14 protein-coding genes and 1 pseudogene are annotated in these 19336 nt (G+C 63.0%); 5 read left to right on the top strand and 10 right to left on the bottom strand.

What is annotated here, in order from left to right:
* The first annotated feature begins 153 nt into the window (after positions 1–153).
* Positions 154–1086, top strand: a complete 933-nt coding sequence (locus ABEA12_RS04490; protein ID WP_345466626.1) for a LysR family transcriptional regulator — start codon at positions 154–156, stop codon at positions 1084–1086.
* Between the two features lie 148 nt (positions 1087–1234).
* On the opposite strand, the gene ABEA12_RS04485 is transcribed toward ABEA12_RS04490, so the two are convergent.
* The 9 genes from ABEA12_RS04485 to ABEA12_RS04445 form a co-directional block, all read right to left on the bottom strand.
* On the bottom strand, positions 1235–2317 hold the full coding sequence (locus ABEA12_RS04485; RefSeq protein ID WP_210102078.1) for a YeiH family protein: 1083 nt from the start codon (positions 2315–2317) through the stop codon (positions 1235–1237).
* Between the two features lie 144 nt (positions 2318–2461).
* Positions 2462–4012: an APC family permease gene (locus tag ABEA12_RS04480; protein ID WP_345466623.1), complete on the bottom strand. Its 1551-nt coding sequence runs from the start codon at positions 4010–4012 to the stop codon at positions 2462–2464.
* A 75-nt stretch (positions 4013–4087) separates the two neighbouring features.
* Positions 4088–5101 carry a phosphotransacetylase gene (locus tag ABEA12_RS04475; protein ID WP_345466620.1) on the bottom strand — a complete coding sequence of 338 codons (1014 nt, stop codon included), beginning with the start codon at positions 5099–5101 and terminating at the stop codon, positions 4088–4090.
* A 24-nt stretch (positions 5102–5125) separates the two neighbouring features.
* Positions 5126–6523 (bottom strand): aspartate aminotransferase family protein, encoded by a 1398-nt coding sequence (locus ABEA12_RS04470; RefSeq protein WP_210102079.1) that lies wholly within the window; start codon positions 6521–6523, stop codon positions 5126–5128.
* A gap of 164 nt (positions 6524–6687) precedes the next feature.
* Entirely contained in the window at positions 6688–7869 is a 1182-nt protein-coding gene (gene alr / locus ABEA12_RS04465) for an alanine racemase (protein WP_210102080.1), read from the bottom strand.
* A gap of 162 nt (positions 7870–8031) precedes the next feature.
* Positions 8032–9540, bottom strand: a complete 1509-nt coding sequence (gene pdxR / locus ABEA12_RS04460) for a MocR-like pyridoxine biosynthesis transcription factor PdxR (protein ID WP_210102081.1) — start codon at positions 9538–9540, stop codon at positions 8032–8034.
* Between the two features lie 21 nt (positions 9541–9561).
* Positions 9562–10458 carry a universal stress protein gene (locus ABEA12_RS04455; RefSeq protein ID WP_210102082.1) on the bottom strand — a complete coding sequence of 299 codons (897 nt, stop codon included), beginning with the start codon at positions 10456–10458 and terminating at the stop codon, positions 9562–9564.
* A gap of 104 nt (positions 10459–10562) precedes the next feature.
* On the bottom strand, positions 10563–12065 hold the full coding sequence (locus ABEA12_RS04450) for a helix-turn-helix domain-containing protein (RefSeq protein ID WP_425571731.1): 1503 nt from the start codon (positions 12063–12065) through the stop codon (positions 10563–10565).
* A 127-nt stretch (positions 12066–12192) separates the two neighbouring features.
* Positions 12193–13317, bottom strand: a complete 1125-nt coding sequence (locus ABEA12_RS04445; RefSeq protein WP_210102083.1) for a YkvI family membrane protein — start codon at positions 13315–13317, stop codon at positions 12193–12195.
* A gap of 697 nt (positions 13318–14014) precedes the next feature.
* On the opposite strand from ABEA12_RS04445, the pseudogene ABEA12_RS18610 reads away from it, so the two are divergent.
* Together ABEA12_RS18610 and ABEA12_RS04430 are read left to right on the top strand one after the other, a co-directional pair.
* Positions 14015–14403, top strand: a pseudogene (locus tag ABEA12_RS18610) (FBP domain-containing protein).
* 380 nt (positions 14404–14783) lie between these two features.
* Complete coding sequence (locus ABEA12_RS04430) at positions 14784–15248, top strand: SRPBCC domain-containing protein (RefSeq protein WP_210102084.1); 465 nt, start codon at positions 14784–14786, stop codon at positions 15246–15248.
* Positions 15249–15632: 384 nt separating this feature from the next.
* Here ABEA12_RS04430 and ABEA12_RS04425 read toward each other — a convergent pair whose 3' ends face one another.
* Positions 15633–16316: a DUF4352 domain-containing protein gene (locus ABEA12_RS04425; RefSeq protein WP_210102085.1), complete on the bottom strand. Its 684-nt coding sequence runs from the start codon at positions 16314–16316 to the stop codon at positions 15633–15635.
* Positions 16317–16790: 474 nt separating this feature from the next.
* On the opposite strand from ABEA12_RS04425, the gene ABEA12_RS04420 reads away from it, so the two are divergent.
* Complete coding sequence (locus tag ABEA12_RS04420) at positions 16791–17165, top strand: PH domain-containing protein (protein WP_210102086.1); 375 nt, start codon at positions 16791–16793, stop codon at positions 17163–17165.
* An 806-nt stretch (positions 17166–17971) separates the two neighbouring features.
* The gene (gene aceA / locus ABEA12_RS04415) at positions 17972–19273 is read left to right on the top strand and encodes an isocitrate lyase (RefSeq protein WP_210102087.1); all 1302 of its coding nucleotides are present in this window, start codon (positions 17972–17974) and stop codon (positions 19271–19273) included.
* The last annotated feature ends 63 nt before the right edge of the window (positions 19274–19336 follow it).

The following is a 19336-nucleotide window of genomic DNA, read 5'->3' as shown; positions in this document are numbered from 1 at the left end:
GCTTGCTCCTTATTGTTCTGCGGATGTCGGCGTTGACATCGACGCTGTAGGGGATCTGTGCGCCACCTCACAGGACGGCTTTATCCAGTATGGATACTGCAACGCTGTGCAACAATGCCCAAATTGGCACAGTTCGGTTGCTTAATTGCAGATATGAACCCTCCGCCCCTTACTGCTGCTTCCCCGAATCCCCATCACCTGCTGGTTCTTCTGACGGTGGCACGAACCGGAAGGTTCACCACCGCGGCCGAGGCCCTGGGCTTGAACCACACCACCGTTTCACGCCAGATCGCTGCGCTGGAGAAAAGCCTCGGTGGCCGCGCACTTGCCCGCACCGTGGGCGGTTGGGAGCTGACGGACCTGGGCCGCCGGGCCGTGCGGGCGGCAGAGGACGTGGAAGCCGCGGTGGCCACCATCAATGAAGGCGAGGAAGAAGCCGACAGGATTTCCGGCGTCGTCCGCATCTCTGCCACGGACGGGTTCAGCGCGTTCATCATCGCTCCGGCGATTGTGCAGCTGCGGCGCAAACACCAGAACCTCAGCGTGGAGATAGTCAATGTCACCCGCCGGGCGCTGCAGCACCGATCAGGGCTGGATCTGGAAGTGGTGGTCGGTGAACCGCAGGTCCACCGGGCGGAAGCGATCCGGCTTGGCGATTACACGCTGGGGATGTACGCCTCGCGCCGCTACCTTAAAGACTTCGGCACACCCACCAGCATGGCCGAACTGGGCGAGCACCGATTGGTGTATTTCGTCGATTCGATGCTGCAGGTCGATGACTTGGATGCCCCGCGGCGGCTGGTTCCCGGGATGCAGGATTCGCTGAGTTCCACCAACGTTTTTGTCCATGTCGAAGCCACGCGTGCCGGCGCCGGGATCGGCTTCCTGCCGTGCTACATGGCAGGTCGCCACCCGGACCTGGTGCGGCTGCTACCCGAGGATTTCGCCGAACGCCTACCGTACTGGATGGTGCTGAGACCGGATTCGCTGCGCCAGCCCGCGGTCGCGGCAGTGGCCGAGGCTCTGCGCCGCCGGACGACCGTCGTCGAAGAAGCCTTGTTGGGCAACGAACCGCTGGGCTCCTGACAACAAAGGGGCGCGTGTGCACCCCGGAGGAACTCGCCGAACACCGCGGCGGCCATACGTCAAACAGCAATGGGCGTGTGGGGGGGGGAAACCCTTCCGCCCCACACGCCCATTCCTGGTGGCCGGGACACATCCCCCGGCCGTCTTGCTACATCTGCAGCAGCAGCACCCCGGCGTAACCGAGTCCGGCAATCAGCGCCCACGAGCACAGTGCCATGACGATCGAGACGCCCTTCGAGTGGAAGAGCTGGCGGATCCGCACGGCGGAACCGAGTCCGAAGAGGGCGGCGGCAAGCACGATGTCCTGGACGATCGTTGCGGCGTCCAGCAGCTCGGGCGGCAGGTTGAAGATCGAGCGCACGGCCACCAGGGCAACGAACCCGATGATGAACATCGGCACGATCGGGGGCAGCTTCAGCCCCTCTTGCTCCGATCCGCCCTTGCTGGACCGCCGGCTCATCACCCCGGCAATGGCGACCATGGGAGCCAGGGTCAGGACGCGGGTGAGCTTGATGACGATGGCGATGGCCAGGGCAGAGGCCCCGGCGGTTTGCGCGGTGGCAACAACCTGGCCCACGTCGTGCACGGAGGCTCCGACCCACTGGCCAAAGGCCTCCGGGCTTAGGCCCAATGGACCCATGAGCAAGGGAAGCACCGCGATGGCCAGGGTACCGCAGAGAGTCACCAGCGCCACCGGGATCACGGTGTCCTCCTCCTTGGAGCGGCGCACCGCACTCATCGCACCGATGGCCGAGGCCCCGCAGATGGAGAAACCCGTGGCGATCATCAAAGGTTGGTCCCCAGGCAGGCGGAAAGCCTTGCCCAGCAGATAAGTCCCCCCAAAGGCCAACAGCACGATCACCACGACCACCACGAAGGTGGCCCAGCCCAGCGCAAGGACGTCAACAATGCTCAGCTTCAGGCCCAGCAACACGATCCCTGCCCGCATCAGCTTCTTGCCTGCGAAGCCGAGCCCCGCCTTCCACGGGCCCGCCACCAGCTTGCTGGGACCGGGAATGTTCGCCGAGAGTACCCCGAGCACCACCGCGGTGGTCATCACCGGGATCGAGGGGATGAGCATATGAACCAGGAACGCCAAGGGTACGGCCACGGCGCAGGCAGCCAAACCGGCCCAGTGCTTCCGTATCCATGGGCTGGTCTTGCCCGGTGCCGGGGCGGGAGCGGGCGAACCGGGGGGCTGCGCCAGAGGCTCCTGTGTTTGATGGGCCATAAAGTTCGCTCCTTCGTGAAGTCGTGGCAGCGGGGTGAGCCCGCAAGACCCGGACCGGATGTATCCGGTAAGGATCCAGCGGAAGCACCCCGAGCATTGCCTTGGTTAGAATCCTTGGACTGCCCGTTTCTCAGGCATCCCCAATCACCGAGGGACGGAGGACTTGAATCGGGTGCCCTCGGGACGCGGTGCGCCCAAAACGAGGATATCAACCTGGTCGTTGGACAGCGTCTTGTTGTGCTTCCTGCGCACCAGGAAGAACACGATGCCCAGCAGGGTCCAAACGGCCAGCGCCGTCATGGATTCCTTGCCCAGCACGCCCGGGGAGCCCGGGATGAGGAGCAGGGCCATGAAGACCAGGGCGGTGACCGCGCCCAGCGCACTAAGCACCTTCTTCGAGGTGGAGTGGATCCCTTCGAGGTCGCCCGGAAGTTCCGGGGATTTGGACGTTCGGAAGATCCTGAAGGCGCACAGGCAGGTGTAGAGGTAGGCAACGGTCACTCCGACCGCGGACATGTCCACGACCCAGGTCAACGCGGCACGACCGAACCAAGGGCTGATCAAGCAGATGGCGCCGACGAAGATAATGCCCACGTAGGGTGTCTTGTACTTGGGGTGCAGTCGGGCGAACATCTTCGGGACCATCTGCGCCCGGCCCATGCCCAGCAGGACGCGGCTTGCCGCAACGTAGAACCCGTTCAGGCCGGTGCTCACGCCCATGGTGATGCCGATGGTCAGCAGCAGCAATCCGGATCCTCCCATGACCCCGGTCAGCGCGTCCGCGGTGCCCCAGGCCGAATCCCCGGCAACGAGCGCCTCCCACGGGGCGGCCATGGCTACCGCGGCGATCATTGCCCCGTAAAGCAGCGCAGCAGCCAACAAGGCCAGCACGATTAGCTTCATGGCCTTGGACGGCGGGAAGTCGAACTCCTCCGCTGCCTGTGGCACGTTGTCGAAGCCAATGAACGCCCAAGGTGCGATGGCCACGATGGCGGCAATCGCGGCAATCGGGTTCACGCCCTCGGGGAAGGCCGGAGTTACGTTGGAGAAGACTGCTTCCGGGCTGGCCAGAACGGCAACCAGGATGCAGGCGACAGCGATGAGCATTATGACGCAGGCGATGAACTGTATGCGTCCGGAGATCGCGGTGCCTCGGATATTCAGGTAGGCGAACACTGCAAGGGCAGTCATCGAGATGAGCACCTCTACGAGGTAGACGTCCCATCCGGCCACCGTATACAGGTAACCCTGCTGGACCACGTCGGGCATGATCTTGCGGAACAGCAGCGCCAGCGCAGAGGCGTTCAGCGCCACGATGCAAATGTACCCAAGGGTCAGGAACCAGCCGCAGAAGAATGCGTGGGTCCTCCCGAAGCCGACGAGTGCGAAAGCCAGCTCGCCGCCGGAGACAGGGAAGGTCTTGATCAGGAATCCGTAGCTGACGGCGATGAGCACCATCAGTGCGCCGCCGATCATGAACCCGGAGATCGCGCCGAGCGGGCCTCCCATCGCCAACCAGTCGGTGGGAAGGATGAAGGCGCCCCAACCGACCGCCGAACCCAGGGCAATGGCCCAGACCCAGTGGGCCTTAAGGGTCCTTTGCAGGCGCTCCGGCTGATCGCCTTCGTAATTTGGGGCAGTTGGGCCCGATGGGCCACTCACTGGTGGTGCCGGCATATCTGGTTTGGCTTTCATTGGAACCTCGTTGGTAGGCGGGATGACAGCATTGTCATTCCGTGTGAAGTACGGTACCTGCGGAACCGTTCCTGGTCACGTCTGGTGAGATTGCAGCATGCTGATAAGGGAGACATTGACAATGTCCGCGACGCTCGCGCCGCGTGAAAGATCGTTGATCGGTGCAGCCAACCCTTGCAGGATCGGCCCATAGGCTTGGGCCCCGGCAAGACGTTGGGTGATCTTGTACCCGATGTTACCCGCGGCCAAGTTGGGAAAGATGAAGACATTAGCGTGGCCGGCCACCATCGAGTCCGGGGCCTTGGATTCGGCAACCGAGGCAACCAGGGCCGCATCGAACTGCAACTCCCCGTCGATCATCAGTGTCGGGTCGACCGCCCTGGCCAAGGCCGTTGCGGTGCGCACCGTGGAGATAGTCTCATGCTCCGCCGATCCGGCCGTGGAAAAGGACAGCATGGCCACCGCCGGCTCCTGGCCCGTCAACGTGGCGAAGGTATGAGCCGTTGCGATGGCGATGTGCGCCAGCTGGGTGGAATCGGGTACGGGAATCACGGCGCAGTCACCGTACCCCATGTAGCGTCCATCGCTCAGCCTCATGAGAAACGAGGAGGAAATGGTTCCACCGGTTTGCGGTGTTCCCACCACCCGAAGCGCCGCACGCAGCACGTCCGAGGTAGGCCTGGTAGCCCCCGCGACAACAGCCGAGGCCAGCCCCGCCGGCACGGCGGCGACGGCAAGGAACAACGGGTCATCCATCCAACCGGCGGTCTTGGCCGGATCCAGGGCTTCGATGGCCCCCGCCAAGTGGATCCCGGCGGGACCTGCCCTCAGCTCTTCCACGCCCATGACGGTGGTGGAATCGGTGAGGGTAACCCCCGCGGTGAGCGCAATCGCCGCAATGCGCTCGCGCTCACCAACAAGGATGGTTTCCAGACCGAACTCGCCCAGCAACCCGGCCGCCGCGATGGCCCGCTCGTCTTGGCCGTCGGCCAGGACCAGCGGCCCGCCGACACCTGGCACGTGCTGGGCCATGAAGCGGGCCAGCATGTTTTCATCGACCCCCTGGGGCCGCACCGGTGCGATGGTCATGAGCGGATTTCCCTTTCCCGGGTCCTAGGCCGAGGCCGAGGCCAGTGCGGCGGGCGCCTTCAGGAAGCTGTCCACCGCTCCCATGACATGGTCGACCTTGTGCAGCAGGTCATCGAGTACGTCTTGGTCGGCAACCAGCGGCGGGGAGAGCACCAGCATCGTCGCGCCGCGGTTGTCCGGGCGGGTGATGAGGTTGACCTCGCGCATGGCCTGGGGCATGACCTGGCCGAGCAGTGCCTTGGACTCGTCGGCGGTGAGCTCGCGGCCGGTTTCCCTGTTGCCCATGAGCTCGATGGAGTAGAAGAACCCTGCGCCGCGGTATTCCTTGATGCTGCTGTGCGCCGAAACGATCGAATCCAGGCCGTTCTGGAAGTACGGCTCGAGGCTGCGTACGTTGCCCACGACATTTTCTTCCTTCAGCGCCTTGAGGTTCGCCACCGCGACCGCCGTGGACACCGGGTGCCCGCCCCAGGTCGCGCCGTGGGTAAAGACACCGGCCTGCGGGGAGGCGAGCATGCCATCGGCCAACGGCTTGCGGATGATCACCCCTCCCAGTGGTGCGTAGCCGGAGGTGGCGCCCTTGGCGAAGGTGATCATGTCCGGGACCACACCGTATTTGATGCTGCCGAACCATTCGCCCAAGCGGCCGAATCCGGTGATGACCTCGTCGGCGACCAGCAGGATCCCGTGCTCGTCACAGATCGAGCGTAGTTCCTGCCAGTAGCCCGGCGGTGGAACCAAGGCGCCGCGTGAGTTCTGCACGGGCTCGGCGAACAGCGCGGCAATGGTGTGCGCGCCTTCGCGGGCAATGACCTCGCGGATGGCTTGGATGGAGGGCAGGTCTGCGGCGGATCCGCCCTCGGGGATGACTTCCCCCAAGGTGTTGGGCACGTGGAATACCCCGGGCATCAACGGGCCGAAGGCTTCCTTGTAGGCTGGGATGCCGGTGACGGCCAGGGCGCCTAGGGTGGTGCCGTGGTAGGCCATGTGGCGGGCGATAATCTTGGTGCGCTCCGGTTCGCCCTCGCCGCGGTGGTACTGGCGGGCGAACTTGATGGCCGATTCCACGGCCTCGGAGCCCGAGTTCACGAAGAAGACGACGTCCAGGTCTCCGGGGGCCTGCTCGGCGATGGCGGTGGCCGCGTCGACGGCCGCGGGGTGCGCCGAACCCCAGTTGGTCCAGAAGGCCAGCTTAGACATCTGCTCGTATGCTGCGGCGGGGATGTCCTTGCGACCATGGCCGATGTTGGCGCAGAAGAGTCCGGCCAATCCGTCCAGGAACTTGTTGCCGTCCTCGTCAAAGAGGTAGCTTCCCTCGCCCCGGACGATGATGGGCAGGTTCGGGTCGTTCCACACCTGGCCGGTAGTGAAGTGTGGGTAGAGATGCCGTTGCGCACGATTGCGGATATCTGAGTTGGTCACGAGACCCCTCCAATTCAAAGTTTTCGTCTCAGGGGCCCTGTCGCGTCATCGCTGCCGGCCCCCGCACCATCCGATGTTGCGGTGTGGTGGGTATCACTCTGCCCCTATGCTGGGTCCTTTTCCAGACCCAAAACGGCGTCCCTTTTTAGGTACCAGAAACCTACCTACAAGTAGATCCGCTGGACCCTGGATCCCACACCGGTCAAAACCTCGTAGGGAATGGTCCCCGCCGCGGCAGCCCAAGCCTCCACATGCGGCTCCTTCGAGTCCCCTGGCCCGAAAAGAAGCACCTGGTCACCGGCCACGACATCGTCATCGCCCACGTCAACCACGAACTGGTCCATGCAGACCCTGCCCAGCACCCGGTAGCGGCCCTCCCCGACCTGCACCGGCCCCACCGAGCTGGCACTGCGGAAAACACCGTCTGCGTAACCCAGCGGGACCACCGCCAAGGTGGTCTCCTTGGAGGTGGATTCGGTGTGGCCGTATGAAATTCCTGCACCCGCGGGGGCACGCTTGGTTTGGACGACCGCAGCGGCCAAGGTCATGGCCGGACGCAGCCGCGGGCAGGTCTCCCGGGCTTCTTGTGGCAGCGGGTTCACCCCGTAGATGGCAATCCCGGGGCGGACCATGTCGTAGTGCGCCTCCGGGTTTCCCAGGGTCGCTGCCGAGTTGGCGATGTGCCGCAGCTCCGGCTCCAGGCCCAGTGAACGCGCGATGGAGAGCGCGGATTCGAAGACCGCCAACTGCGCCGCAACCGAGGCGTGGCCGGGCTCGTCCGCGCACGCCAGATGGGACCAGATACCCACCACCTTGATACGTCCGGCGACCTCAAGTTCCCGGGCCGCGGCACACAGCTCGGGCCAGTCAGCGATGGTTGCCCCGCCACGCCACATGCCGGTGTCGATCTTCAGGTGGATCCGCGGCGCCGCGGACACCAGGTTCCCGGCGTCCGCGATTTCATGCAGCTGGCCCAGGGAATACGCTGCCAACTCGATGTCCGCCTCGACGGCCCGGGCATAGGGCGCCCCCGGAGCGGAGAGCCAGGAAAAGAGCGGGGCCTCGATCCCGGCTTCGCGCACGGCAAAGGCCTCCTCGAGCACTGCAGTGCCCAGGTAGTCGGCCCCGCCATCCAGTGCCGCCCGGGCCGCGGGAACAATCCCATGCCCATAGCCATCTGCCTTGAGCACAGCCAGGAGCTTGGCCCCGGAGGCAACCCGCCGCAATGCCCGCACGTTGGCGGTGATTGCAGCCGTTTCAATGTAGGCCGCCCGCTGCGGCACGGACCCGGCGTTCCCTCGCGCCCCTGCGTCCGAGATGGTTTTGTCCATGTTGGCCTGGTTCATCGAAGACTCCCTTGTCCATGTTGCCGGTGCCGGCACCGTTACGGGACGCGAAGGCAGGAGCCTGCGCGTCACCTTCCACTGTTCTGTACCCGGGGCTGTCGGCCCAGATCCAGATCGCACGCGATTGATTGGGTCCACCGCGGTCCGGGTTACCGCGCGAGGCTACCCGTCGAGTTCCGCGATGACGCGGCCGAGCTCCTTGATGCCGGGGCGGATGGCCTCGAGCTTGATGGCTGCAAAGCCCAGCCTGAAGTGGTTGCGGTTTGCCTCGGGGTCATCGAAAAAGACGTCCCCGCGCTCGATGACGATTCCTGCTTCCAGCGCGGCAGAAGCAAGCGCCACGCAGTCAAGCCCCTCGGGTCCGCGGATCCAAATGCTCACCCCACCCGGGGGCGCGGTGACCGACCAAGGAACGAATTCCTCTAACGCCTCGGTGAGCACTTGCCACTTGCGCGCCAGTTGCGTGCGGCGGCGCGAGATCGTGCGCCGGTACTGCCCCGACTCGATCAACAGCGCCATGGCCCGCTGCGGGTGCCCGGCGATGTGCCGGATCTTGTAGCGTCGCTGGTTACGCAGCTCGGTGATCAACTCGGCCTCGGCCACCAGGTAGCCCATGCGCAACCCCGGGGCCAGGAACTTGGTGAAGGACCCGAGGTAGATGACGTGTTCTGAATTCGGCAGTGCTTTCAGCGCCGGGGTCGGCTTGCCGCGATAGCGGAACTCGCTGTCGTAGTCGTCCTCGATGACCAGGGCTCCGCCCGCGGCGGTGCCCTCCAGGATCTGCCGTCGCCGGCTTGATGAGAGCGTGACGTTGCTGGGGCTGTGGTGGCTGGGTGTCAGGTAGAGCAGGTCCAGGTCCGCCAACGAAACCGGTGGCACCAGGCCGTGCTCGTCCACTTGAAGCGGGCACAGTGTTGCACCAGTGCGGGCAAAGGTGTGCCGGGCATCGACATATCCGGGATCTTCCACTCCCACGAGGGTGCCCCGGCCCATCATGGTCTGCGCCAACAGGTCGAGTCCCTGCTGGGAACCCGCGGTGATCAGGATGTTCTCCGGGCGCACCAAGATGCCGCGGGCCGGCAGCACATGCTTGCACAGCATCTCGAGCAGAAACGGGTCGTCCTCGTCCACTGAGTCGCGCAGCGAGTAGAAAAGATGCGGTGGGTCAAGGGCCTCGCGAAGCGCCCGGGACCAGCCCAGCCGCGGGAAGTCGCGCTCATCGACCTGCCCCGCCACGAACGGGTAGGGATAGGTGCGCCAGTCGCGCACCTTGGTGATCTCCGGCATTCCCGCGTCCTCGCGCGGACGGATGTGCCTGGACCAGTCGACTACCGAGGTTCCGGCACCCGCCTCGGCGCCCGAAGGCTGGGCCCCGCGCAGCATCTGCGTATTGATGAAAAAACCGCGGCGCGAATGCGACTCGATGACACCCGAGGCCAGCAGTTCCTGGTAGGCGGCATTCACGGTGTTGCGCGAGAGACCCAGCTCCCGCGCCAGCTCCCGGGACGAGGGCAACGGCAGGTTCGGCGGGAGCGATCCGGCGATGATCTGGCTTTCCAGTGCCTCGCGCAGCTGCCTGTACAGCGGTTTGCCCGAATCAACGCTCACGGCGATCGGCGCCATGACCCGGGCGTAGGCGTTTTGTGGCAGCTGTTGGTCATCTTCGATCATGGCGTTGTGCCGGGTGCGACCCTAGAAGCGTCCCGGTCCCTGGGACGCGGTTGCCGGGACGTGGAACCGTGGGACCACAACCATGGGCACTGGCAGGGCACGGAGCATCTTGTTGGCGGTGGAACCCAGGAAAATGCGGCTGCGTTCGGCCAGCCGGCTGGAACCGATCACCACGATTTCCGAGTCGTCCCATTCCAGTGTCTCGATGGCGGCCTCGATCGATCGCCCTTGGGCGACGTCCGCAGTGACTACCGTGCGGCTGTGGACCCCTTCAATGGCACGTTCAAGGGTGGAGTTTGCGTGGGCGCGTGCCCACTGCCCCGAATCCCCGTGGTGCGAGTCCTTGTCCAGCGCCACTAGGGAGATCAGGCGCAGCGGAACGTGGCGGGCTGCCGCGGAATCCACAGCGACCTCGAGCACCGAATCGGCGCCGGCCCGGGTTCCCAGCGCTGCGGTGATCCTGGTGATCTCGCGCGGCGGCAGGTACCCGGAAGGCGCCAACGCCACCGGGACCGGGGAGGAGTGCAGCAGTGCGTTGGCCACGGAACCGACGGTAAAGCGCCTGAAGGGACCGGCGCTGGCGGCGCCCACGACCACAAGGTCAGCCTTGAATGCGGAGACCGCCTCGAGCAGCCCCTCGGCCATCGACCCGGCGAAACGGATGTGGGTGCGTGCGTTCATGCCAGAAGGGACCAGGGCCAGTGCGCGCTCCATCCACGTTTGCGCGGTTTGCGCAAGGAATTCCTGGTAGACGCGCTCACTGTGCGATCCCGCATCCTCCGGGGCCGAGCCCCTGATGATGTGGACCAGTTCCAGCTCGGCCTGCGCCGGGTCGGCCAGGGACTTGGAGAGGGCAAGGGCCAGCGAAATGGCCTCTCGTCCGCGCTTGTCTTCCGTGCATCCGACGACATACTTCATTTCAGTGGTCCCTCCGTTGGGTATCTGGCAAAGCTCGCTTCCTGCTTCACATGCCTATCAGCATTGCCCGTCCCAAGGAAAGGATGACGCCTCTATGACGCAGCTCACTGCTTGTCGCCTGAGTGCTGGGCCAGGAAGGAATACACTTCGGTTTCGTCCACGCCAGGGAAGGCGCCCTGGGGCATGGCCGCGAGCAAGTGGGTCTGGGCGCGGGCACTGGGCCAGGCTTGGCCGGCCCAAGCCCGCTGCAGCGCCAAGGGCGGTCGCCGGCAGCACGATTCATCGGGACAGGTAGAGGCGGAGCGCTCGGTGGTGTCGCGTCCACGGAACCATTTCACGTGCACGTATGGCACCCCGATGCTCAGCGAGAACTTCCCGGTGTTGGAGCGCTCGGTGCGCGCAGTGCACCAGAAGGTGCCCACGGTGGTGTCGGTGTACTGGTTGTAGGCGCTGAACTGGTCCGGCACGTCAAAGACCTCACGGCTGGTCCAGTGCCGGCACACCGTCTGGCCCTCGATGGCGCCGATGTGGTCCATCGGGAAGTTTACCCCGTCGTTTTCGTAGGCCTTGTGGATGATGCCGGACTCGTGGACCTTCTGGAAGTGCACGGTGATGCCCAGGTGCTCCGTGGCCAGGTTCGTAAAGCGGTGTGCAGCAGTCTCGTAGGACACGGCGAACGCGTCGCGGATATCTTCAACGGCAAGTTCGCGGGCGCTCTTGGCGCGCTGCAGGAATTCGACGGTGGCCTTCTGCGGCATCATCAATGCGGCGGCGAAGTAGTTGGTGGCAACGCGTTGGCGCAGGAACTCGGCGTAGTCCGACGGCGGGGCGTGCCCTAGCACGTGGTGCCCGAACGCCTGCAGCAGCACAGAACGGGTGGAATGCTCGGAGCGCTCGGACTGGGTGAGATACACGCGCATGTTCTTCAGGTCGGTGACCGAGCGGGTGGAGTGCGGCAGGTCCGAGACGTTGTGCAGCGAGAAGCCCAGGTGCGAGGCGATGTCGGCGACCTCGTGGTGCGAAAGCGGACCGGCCGCGTGGCCAATGGCCCTGAGCACGTTGGAGGCTTCCTTTTCGATCTCCGGGTAGTAGTTGTTGCGTTCGCGCATTTCCCCGCGTAGCTCTGCGTTGGCCCGCCGGGCTTCCTCCGGGGTGGCCGACTGCTCGTTGAGGCGTCGCTCCAACTCGCCTTGCAGCCCGACCAGGGACTCGAGGACATCCATGGGCAATCGCGAGGAAATCCGCACCTTGGGCAAGCCAAGCGCCTGGTAGAGCGGACCGCGCTGGGCACGTTCCAGTTCGATCTCCAGGGCCGCTCGCCGGGTGGCCGGTGCCGCCCCGAGCAGTTCCTCGAGCCCGACCTCGAAGATCCCGGCCAGCGCTTTGAGCATGCTCAGCTTGGGTTCGCGCTTCCCGTTTTCCATCAGCGAGAGCTGGCTCGGTGCCGTTCCCACGGCCTGCGACAGGTCGTCAAGGGTCATCGACTTGGCCTTGCGCAGGTGGCGGATCCGCCGACCAAGGGAAATGACATCGAGTTCCTCGGTGTCGGCAGTTGACAAGACGCTCTTCTCCGGCAATGCGGGCCGGTTCCACGTGGGGGTGCTCACATTTTCATGGTACGGGAAGAAGTCAACTTCTTTCCAAAGATCGAACCCAAGCGCCTCAGTCGGAAGTGACGGGTTTGAGCTTTTGGGGAGAAGTGTGGGGCGGCCCTGTTGGCCCGCCCCGCACTTGCTAGATCTGCTGGCGTCGGGCCAATCGCGTACCGGTCTTGACCAACATCATGACCAGCAGCAGGATCCCTACGTAGCCGTTGACGACGTAGACGATGTTGACCATTTTTGAGAAAGGCAGGATCAAACCGATCAATGTCCCGATCGCGGCCAAGGCAATGGTCAGGTACTTGAACCGCAGCGTCTTATCAGCAAAGAACCGCGAAGAGACCGTCCACAGCAAGGGGACGGCAGTCGTGTAGATGCCGGCAATGACCATGACTGAGATACCGGCGGCAAGCACGGGGCTCATGTCCTTCGCCAGGACAAGCATCGGGATCTCGGTTCCGCCGACCCGAACGATGTTCGCGAGCAGGCCCAGTCCCACGATGATGCATGCCACCGAGAAGGCGACGGCGCCAAGCATTCCGCCGGCGGCTGCTTCCTTGCGGCTCCGCGCCGTCTTGCCGAGCGCAGTCAAGAATGCCGCGAGCCACAACATGCAGAAACCGACGTAGGACAGGCCGGCCATGAACCAGCTGGTGGAGGCCTGCGTCAGCTCAAGACTGGGAAGCAAGGCATTTCCCTCGGCGATTCCGCCGGGATTGCGCAGGATGCCCAGGATCCCGAGCGCAACCGCGACCACGACGATCAGCGGGCCGATCTTACCAATGACATCGACCAGGTTCTTCAACCCGAACCACACGCTGATCGCTACGGCCAGCGCCAACCCGACGCCCCCGATGTACTTCGACAGGCCGTAATGCTCCTCGAAGACCGCGCCTGCGCCGGCAACCATGACGGTGAAGCTAAGGAACACGAACAAGATCGAGAAGAAATCGAAGAACGTGCCCAGGTGCTTCCCGCAGTAGTAGTGGAAGATTCGCGAAGGTCGATCAAACTTCTTCTTCTGGCCGACCACGAAGAACTCAACGGCCACGTATGTCATCAGGACGAGAACCAGAAGCCCGGTACCGAAGACGCCCCAGTATCCGTAGGAAGTGAAATACTGCATGATCTCTTGGCCGGTGGCGAATCCGGAACCGATAAGGAATGCAATGATTGCCCCCGCGTAGGTGAGAACGCGCAGGACGCTGGTCTTCTCGGTGGTCTCCAGGTGCGCTCTGGTATTCGTCCTCAGTGCCATGTACTTCACTTCTCCCTTGGGGGTTCTCCACAACAACCAAAAGTTGTCGCCAGCTGATATATCAACCGCATGGAAAGGCTAGGGCCTGGCTGTGAGCCAGTCAACATTGCTGGAAGATGTGACGCGCCCAACGTCGTCTCGAGATGACCGTATCCTCAGAGATTCCATGGCTCACCAGTACGGACTGACTGCGAAACCTCAGGCCCTGCGTCGTAGGCCGCTCGTGCACCGAACACTTTCACCTGACTCGTTGAGCGGTCTGCCGCAAGCCCCGAAAAGGCCATGTCCCAGCGTACACACCGGGCCAGGTTCGCTTTCGCGGCGATCGGATCACCGCTGATCGTGAGGCACGGGAACCATTCTTTCGACGGAACCTCGTTCAGTGCTCTGATAAGATCGGGGCCACTTCCGCGACGCGTGGCTTCGAATTCATCGACGCGGTCGACATCTTCAGAAGGCGCATAGTTTTCCCATGTCCGATTCTGTTTCGGCCTACCTGCCCTTGCGGCTTGCGGAGGTAGCCGGCGTCTTTTTTGCCGGCTCGAGATAGATCTGTCCTCCCCCGGTGATTTCCTGCCATGCGGCTGCCGCCCAGAACCGGACGGCCCTCGCCGGTGCCCTCTCCACACCGAACCATTTCCCCGCTGCGCCTCAGCCACGGCCGTGCAGCGAAAAGGACAGTTAGGCATCATTTTCAATGCAAAAAATATCCGAGCACCAAATCCGCGCATCCTTGATCGATGCTTCCCTTCGCGAACGCAAGTCCCTCTCCCTACCCAAGCACTTTGGTGAACTCGACTGGGAAAACCTCGACTTCCTTGGGTGGCGCGATGAGAAGCTTCCGCTTGTCGGTACGTGATAACCGTTCTGGACGGGGAATCTGTCGGCGTCATGTTCCGCAAGGCCCAAGGCAAGACCCGCAACAGGCCGCAGTGCTCGTGGCGCGAGGACGTGAACCTGCCCAACGACGTGACGTTCTTCAATGCCAGGCAGGCGGGGCCCGCCGGCCGAAACGGCGACACCATCAGCACCCTGGTGTGCGAAAAGTTCGAATGTTCAATCAACGTGCGGACCCCCCAGCCCTAGCCCTACATCGGTTTCGACCGGGAAGCCGCCATGGCACACCGCATCCAGGTGTTGCAGGAGCATGTGAAGAACTTTTCCCAACGGGTTCGCGACGGCGACAAGTAACCGGTTGACGCCGGAGGCCGAACGTGCGGTCTGCCGGCGCACCGTTCCTGATTGCCCCAACGTGTAGCGGCGGTTACCACGGAGCACGCCCATGCGTTCGATGGCATTTGCCTGTTGCCAGCAATCGGTTCAGCAGCGTTGGTCAGCAACACTGGCAGCGCATATGCGGGGGAAGTGAAGTGGGGATTTGATTGCCCGTACCCCGGTTTTTGCCAGACTGCGTTTTGGGCTTCGACCCTGCGGAACCACCGCGTGCGGCCAGGAGAGAATCACTGATGGACGCGATCGTTCATGACACCTTGAGGTTCGCGCGGTCATTCGATACCCGACTGGCCAATATATGGGCCGCCTTCGCGGACTCGAACCAACGCGCCAGCTGGAGTGTTCCGCCGGGCGAGGCGCTGGTGCACGACGAAGCCAATTTCCACGCCAGCGGCAGGGACATGTACCGGTGCGGACCACCTGAAACCTTGGAATTCCGCGGTGTCCTCCACTACGTGCAGATCGTTCCGGAGTCCGTTATCGTCCACACGGACACCGTGACGCACAAGGAACAGGTAATCGCCGTTGCTCTCCTGACCTGGGAATTTGAGGATCACGGTGATACGACCGTGGTTCGGCTCACAGACCAGGTGACCTCATTCGTAGGAATGGGGATGATCGATGGCCATAGCAACGGCCATGCCAAAGCACTCGAACAGCTCGGCACCTTCATCGAAAACCGCGCGAGCAGCACATGAAAACGACCGGGATTCAATGCCAACCGTCACGGGATTGACCAGCAGGCCGGTGTCGTACAGACGCCCGCAACCCGCTTAACCTGGCTACGCTCGAGCATGAGCACAGCCAGGTAAAGTTTGGTATCTTCTCTGCTCCAGTGCAATGGCTGCAAGGCCGGAGGAATCTTCCCAGCACTTGGTGTCGCCGATGATGGGTCAATGGACCTGAATCCGATATCGCGGAAAGTATGAACCCTGCAGGCATGCGATCGGTATGCGTGCTGGCTTTCCCTCCATCTTCTTCTTTTTCACGAACCAGCGGCTTGCGCTCGGTGTCAAAATTCGACATCGCCCTCCGCTCCCTTGATGGATTCAGCCCTGGCCGCCACTTTTCTTCGCCATCGACTACTTCGTTGCCCAGAGAGCTGACTGGTCATTGAACGACAACAGCTCACTGACGCGAATCTTGGCGTCAGCTACCGCTTCGGCGGGGACATCGAAGAGTACTTGGTAAGACGCTTTCCCTCCGTTGGTCAGGGTCGGGGCGTCGGTTGCAGGCTTCGGCGGCACGGCCATTGAGGTCGAAGAGTCATAGATACGCGCATCGGATCCGACAAGCTTCGGCATCAGGTCGATCCAGGCATCACCCTCATCAGCACCGGTGTAGACCACCGAGAGATCCACTAGCACGTACTGGCCCGTGGCCTTGTCGTTGAACTGGTTCGCCGCAGCGACTTCCTTCGTAGAGTCGAGGGACACGGAATCGACGGTCACCGTGTACTCCCCGATCTCTGCCGGCTTCCCCAGCGTGAGAACCTGGGCCGGATCGGTTGCCTGCTCGACGACTTTCGCCGGCGGGGCTGCCTCTCCGTTGACTGAGTCCTCGCTGGCTGTCGATACCTCGTCGATCACGGCGGAATAGGCGGCCTGTGTGATGAACACCAGGACAATTGCCGTGACTGCGATGATGCTGGACGCGATTCCCAGTCCTTTGCTGCCGTTGCGCTTGGCCGCCACAATCAACGAAATGATGCCAAGCACGAGGGCCACAAGGCCAAGGAAGGCAGCAAAGTTATTGATGATCGGCACCCATCACAGGCTCAGGGCTACGATCGCGACGACCAGCGCAGCGATGCCCAGCCCTTTCCCTGCACTCGACTTCGGTACCGGATCGTATGTTTGCGGTGATGGTGTTGGTGCGAGCTGATTTTCAACAGGCATGATTCCCCCAGGTGTATGCGGCGCCGGCTAGGCGTCTAAAGCGTCGACGGACGTCCTAGTCGTCGGGCGGGACCAAAATCGATCCGGCAATAAGGCTATGATTAGGCTCCGACGGTTTGGATTAGAGGACAAGTGCCGTCAGTCGGCTCCACACTCGACGGGGCGCCATCCCGCGGGCGGCTGTCTCCCATTCCGGTTCTTAAGCCCGTCGCAGCAACCTTCACGACAATCCCCATACTCGCGCCGGGGAGATCTTACCTGCGCGGCAGAAACCACGGCCATGGATGCGGACCGATATACTGGCCGATCCTTCTTGACGTGGATTTTCTGTAGCCTCGGAACATGATCGATTTCAACAACTCTTCCGTTTTCAAGCTCAGCCCCTGCAACCCGAACGACGTGGCGGGGGAAATCACACCCCTCTTCGTGCAAGGCGAAGAACTGCTCGCGGTATTCAAAGGCGCGCGCGACTACGTGGCCTTCACGAACAAGCGGCTCATCGCCGTAAATATCCAAGGGCTCACCGGAAAAAAGCGTGACTACACATCTTTGCCGTACTCAAAGGTCCAGGCGTTTTCCGTGGAAACCGCCGGAACCCTTGACCTCGACGCCGAGCTGGACTTGTGGTTCAGCGGTTTGGGCAAGGTTCGTCTTGAGTTCAAGGGGAAGGTCGATGTTCGCGCGCTCTCACAGCTCATCGCCTCCCACGTCCTCTAGCTTGGTATCCCTCGGCGGATTTCCACGCTTTCCCGGAGCGAAATCCCGCCTCTTTTGCGGTGCACCCCACTTCACCGCCACCCGCAGAATCGTGTAGCCACCAGGTTCGAGACCGAGGCAACACCTGGGTGTGCACTTCTGCCTGAGTGCATCGCTCGTTGCTTCGACGTCTGACTCTTCCATGCCCGCGGCATCGAATTTCGTTGAACCGCCCGCATGCTCTCTTGGTGGCACTCCAGCGGCTTCGGCAATTGCCCCGCGACTGGTCCCAAAGCGCCCTATCTCCATGGTTACCCGCCAATTCATTTGCTCCGAAGGCAATCACGCTGGTCTGTGGCCGAAAGCCGTGGCGGCCGGTTCCCTTTTACGCGATGAAAACAACTAGGCGCTGTCCCACTTGAGATCGCCGTACGAAGCCGACCCAGCGGTGGTGCTGCGTCCTTGCTGGCACAGCTGAGGATGGCTTCGTCCGGCCTGGACAACCGCCTGCCTGAGCCCTAGGAATATCCACTGACTTGGATGCCGAAGCAACCGCGGATTCTTCATCGTCCAGAAATCCGCCCCTTCTTCGAGCACTTTGCCCGGACTGCAACCGGTTTTGCGGTTTCTCGGTGGATCCGATGTGCGAACCGGCGCAATTTGAGGTTTAGCGAAGAAGTGCGAATCTTTCCAATGAAACCCACTAGCGGTCTGCGTCAAAGTGCGGAAATGTAGTTCTTACGCAGAAAGAATGCTGGAAGAACCTACCAAGGCCACAAAGACCACGACCCTGGACCGGCATCCGGCAACCCAGCAAGGAGAAGGAAATGACCGAGCAAAACTCAACCGAGAACCGCATCGCAGCTATCGAAGAGGATTGGGCAACCAACCCCCGCTGGAACGATGTCACTCGTGATTACTCGGCGGCAGAAGTTGTGAAGCTGCAGGGCTCCGTGCAGGAGGAGCACACACTGGCAAAGCGTGGTTCCGAGAAGCTCTGGAAGCAGCTCACCGAAGAAGGACCGTCCGGCGGCTACACCAACGCACTGGGCGCCTTGACCGGCAACCAGGCCGTCCAGCAGGTCAAGGCCGGCCTCCGCGCCATCTACCTTTCCGGTTGGCAGGTCGCAGCAGACGCCAACCTCTCGGGCCACACCTACCCGGACCAGTCGCTGTACCCGGCCAACTCGGTTCCGTCGGTTGTCCGCCGCATCAACAACGCCCTGCTTCGCGCCGACCAGATCGAGCATGCAGAAGGCATCAAGACTGTTGAGGATTGGCTCGTGCCCATCGTGGCAGACGCGGAGGCAGGCTTCGGCGGCCCGCTGAACGCCTACGAACTGATGAAGTCCATGATCTCCTCCGGCGCCTCGGGCGTCCACTGGGAAGACCAGCTCGCTTCGGAAAAGAAGTGCGGCCACCTCGGCGGCAAGGTGCTCATCCCCACGCAGCAGCACGTTCGCACCCTGAACGCAGCCCGCCTGGCAGCAGACGTCGCCAACACCCCGTCGGTCGTCATTGCCCGCACCGACGCCGAGGCAGCAACCCTGATCACCTCGGACGTCGATGACCGCGACAAGGAATTCGTCACCGGCGAGCGCACGGCAGAGGGCTTCTACAAGGTACGCAACGGCATCGAACCGTGCATCGCACGGGCCAAGGCCTACGCACCGTATTCCGATCTCATTTGGATGGAGACCGGGACACCGGACCTGGAGCTGGCACGCAAGTTCGCCGAAGCCGTCAAGGCCGATTTTCCGGACCAGATGCTCTCCTACAACTGCTCCCCTTCCTTCAACTGGAAGAAGCACCTGGATGATGCGACCATCGCCAAGTTCCAGCGCGAGCTCGGCGCCATGGGATTCACCTTCCAGTTCATCACCCTCGCAGGCTTCCACGCCCTGAACCACTCGATGTTCGACCTGGCGCACGGGTACGCACGTGATGGCATGAGCGCCTACGTCCAGCTCCAGGAAGCCGAGTTCGCTTCCGAGGCACGCGGCTACACCGCAACGAAGCACCAGCGCGAAGTGGGCACAGGCTACTTCGACGACATTGCCACCGTTCTGAACCCGAACGCGTCCACCCTGGCCTTGGCAGGATCCACCGAAGCCGGTCAGTTCCACTAAAGACACCACGGCGGTTGCCGCCGCGGTTCGGGTGGGGCCGGCTGAACACAGCCGGCCCCACCC

Source organism: Paeniglutamicibacter antarcticus (assembly GCF_039544305.1).
Lineage (GTDB): Bacteria > Actinomycetota > Actinomycetes > Actinomycetales > Micrococcaceae > Paeniglutamicibacter > Paeniglutamicibacter antarcticus_C.
Note: the sequence above shows the minus strand (reverse complement) of the source record. Positions and strands in the feature narration are given on the sequence as shown.

Bases quoted from the DNA above. Each gene is read 5' to 3' on its own strand.
- ABEA12_RS04490 (WP_345466626.1), top strand. From the start codon at position 154: ATGAACCCTCCGCCCCTTACTGCTGCTTCCCCGAATCCCCATCACCTG.
- ABEA12_RS04485 (WP_210102078.1), bottom strand. From the start codon at position 2,317: ATGGCCCATCAAACACAGGAGCCTCTGGCGCAGCCCCCCGGTTCGCCC.
- ABEA12_RS04480 (WP_345466623.1), bottom strand. From the start codon at position 4,012: ATGAAAGCCAAACCAGATATGCCGGCACCACCAGTGAGTGGCCCATCG.
- ABEA12_RS04475 (WP_345466620.1), bottom strand. From the start codon at position 5,101: ATGACCATCGCACCGGTGCGGCCCCAGGGGGTCGATGAAAACATGCTG.
- alr (WP_210102080.1), bottom strand. From the start codon at position 7,869: ATGAACCAGGCCAACATGGACAAAACCATCTCGGACGCAGGGGCGCGA.
- pdxR (WP_210102081.1), bottom strand. From the start codon at position 9,540: ATGATCGAAGATGACCAACAGCTGCCACAAAACGCCTACGCCCGGGTC.
- ABEA12_RS04455 (WP_210102082.1), bottom strand. From the start codon at position 10,458: ATGAAGTATGTCGTCGGATGCACGGAAGACAAGCGCGGACGAGAGGCC.
- ABEA12_RS04445 (WP_210102083.1), bottom strand. From the start codon at position 13,317: ATGGCACTGAGGACGAATACCAGAGCGCACCTGGAGACCACCGAGAAG.
- ABEA12_RS04430 (WP_210102084.1), top strand. From the start codon at position 14,784: ATGGACGCGATCGTTCATGACACCTTGAGGTTCGCGCGGTCATTCGAT.
- ABEA12_RS04420 (WP_210102086.1), top strand. From the start codon at position 16,791: ATGATCGATTTCAACAACTCTTCCGTTTTCAAGCTCAGCCCCTGCAAC.
- aceA (WP_210102087.1), top strand. From the start codon at position 17,972: ATGACCGAGCAAAACTCAACCGAGAACCGCATCGCAGCTATCGAAGAG.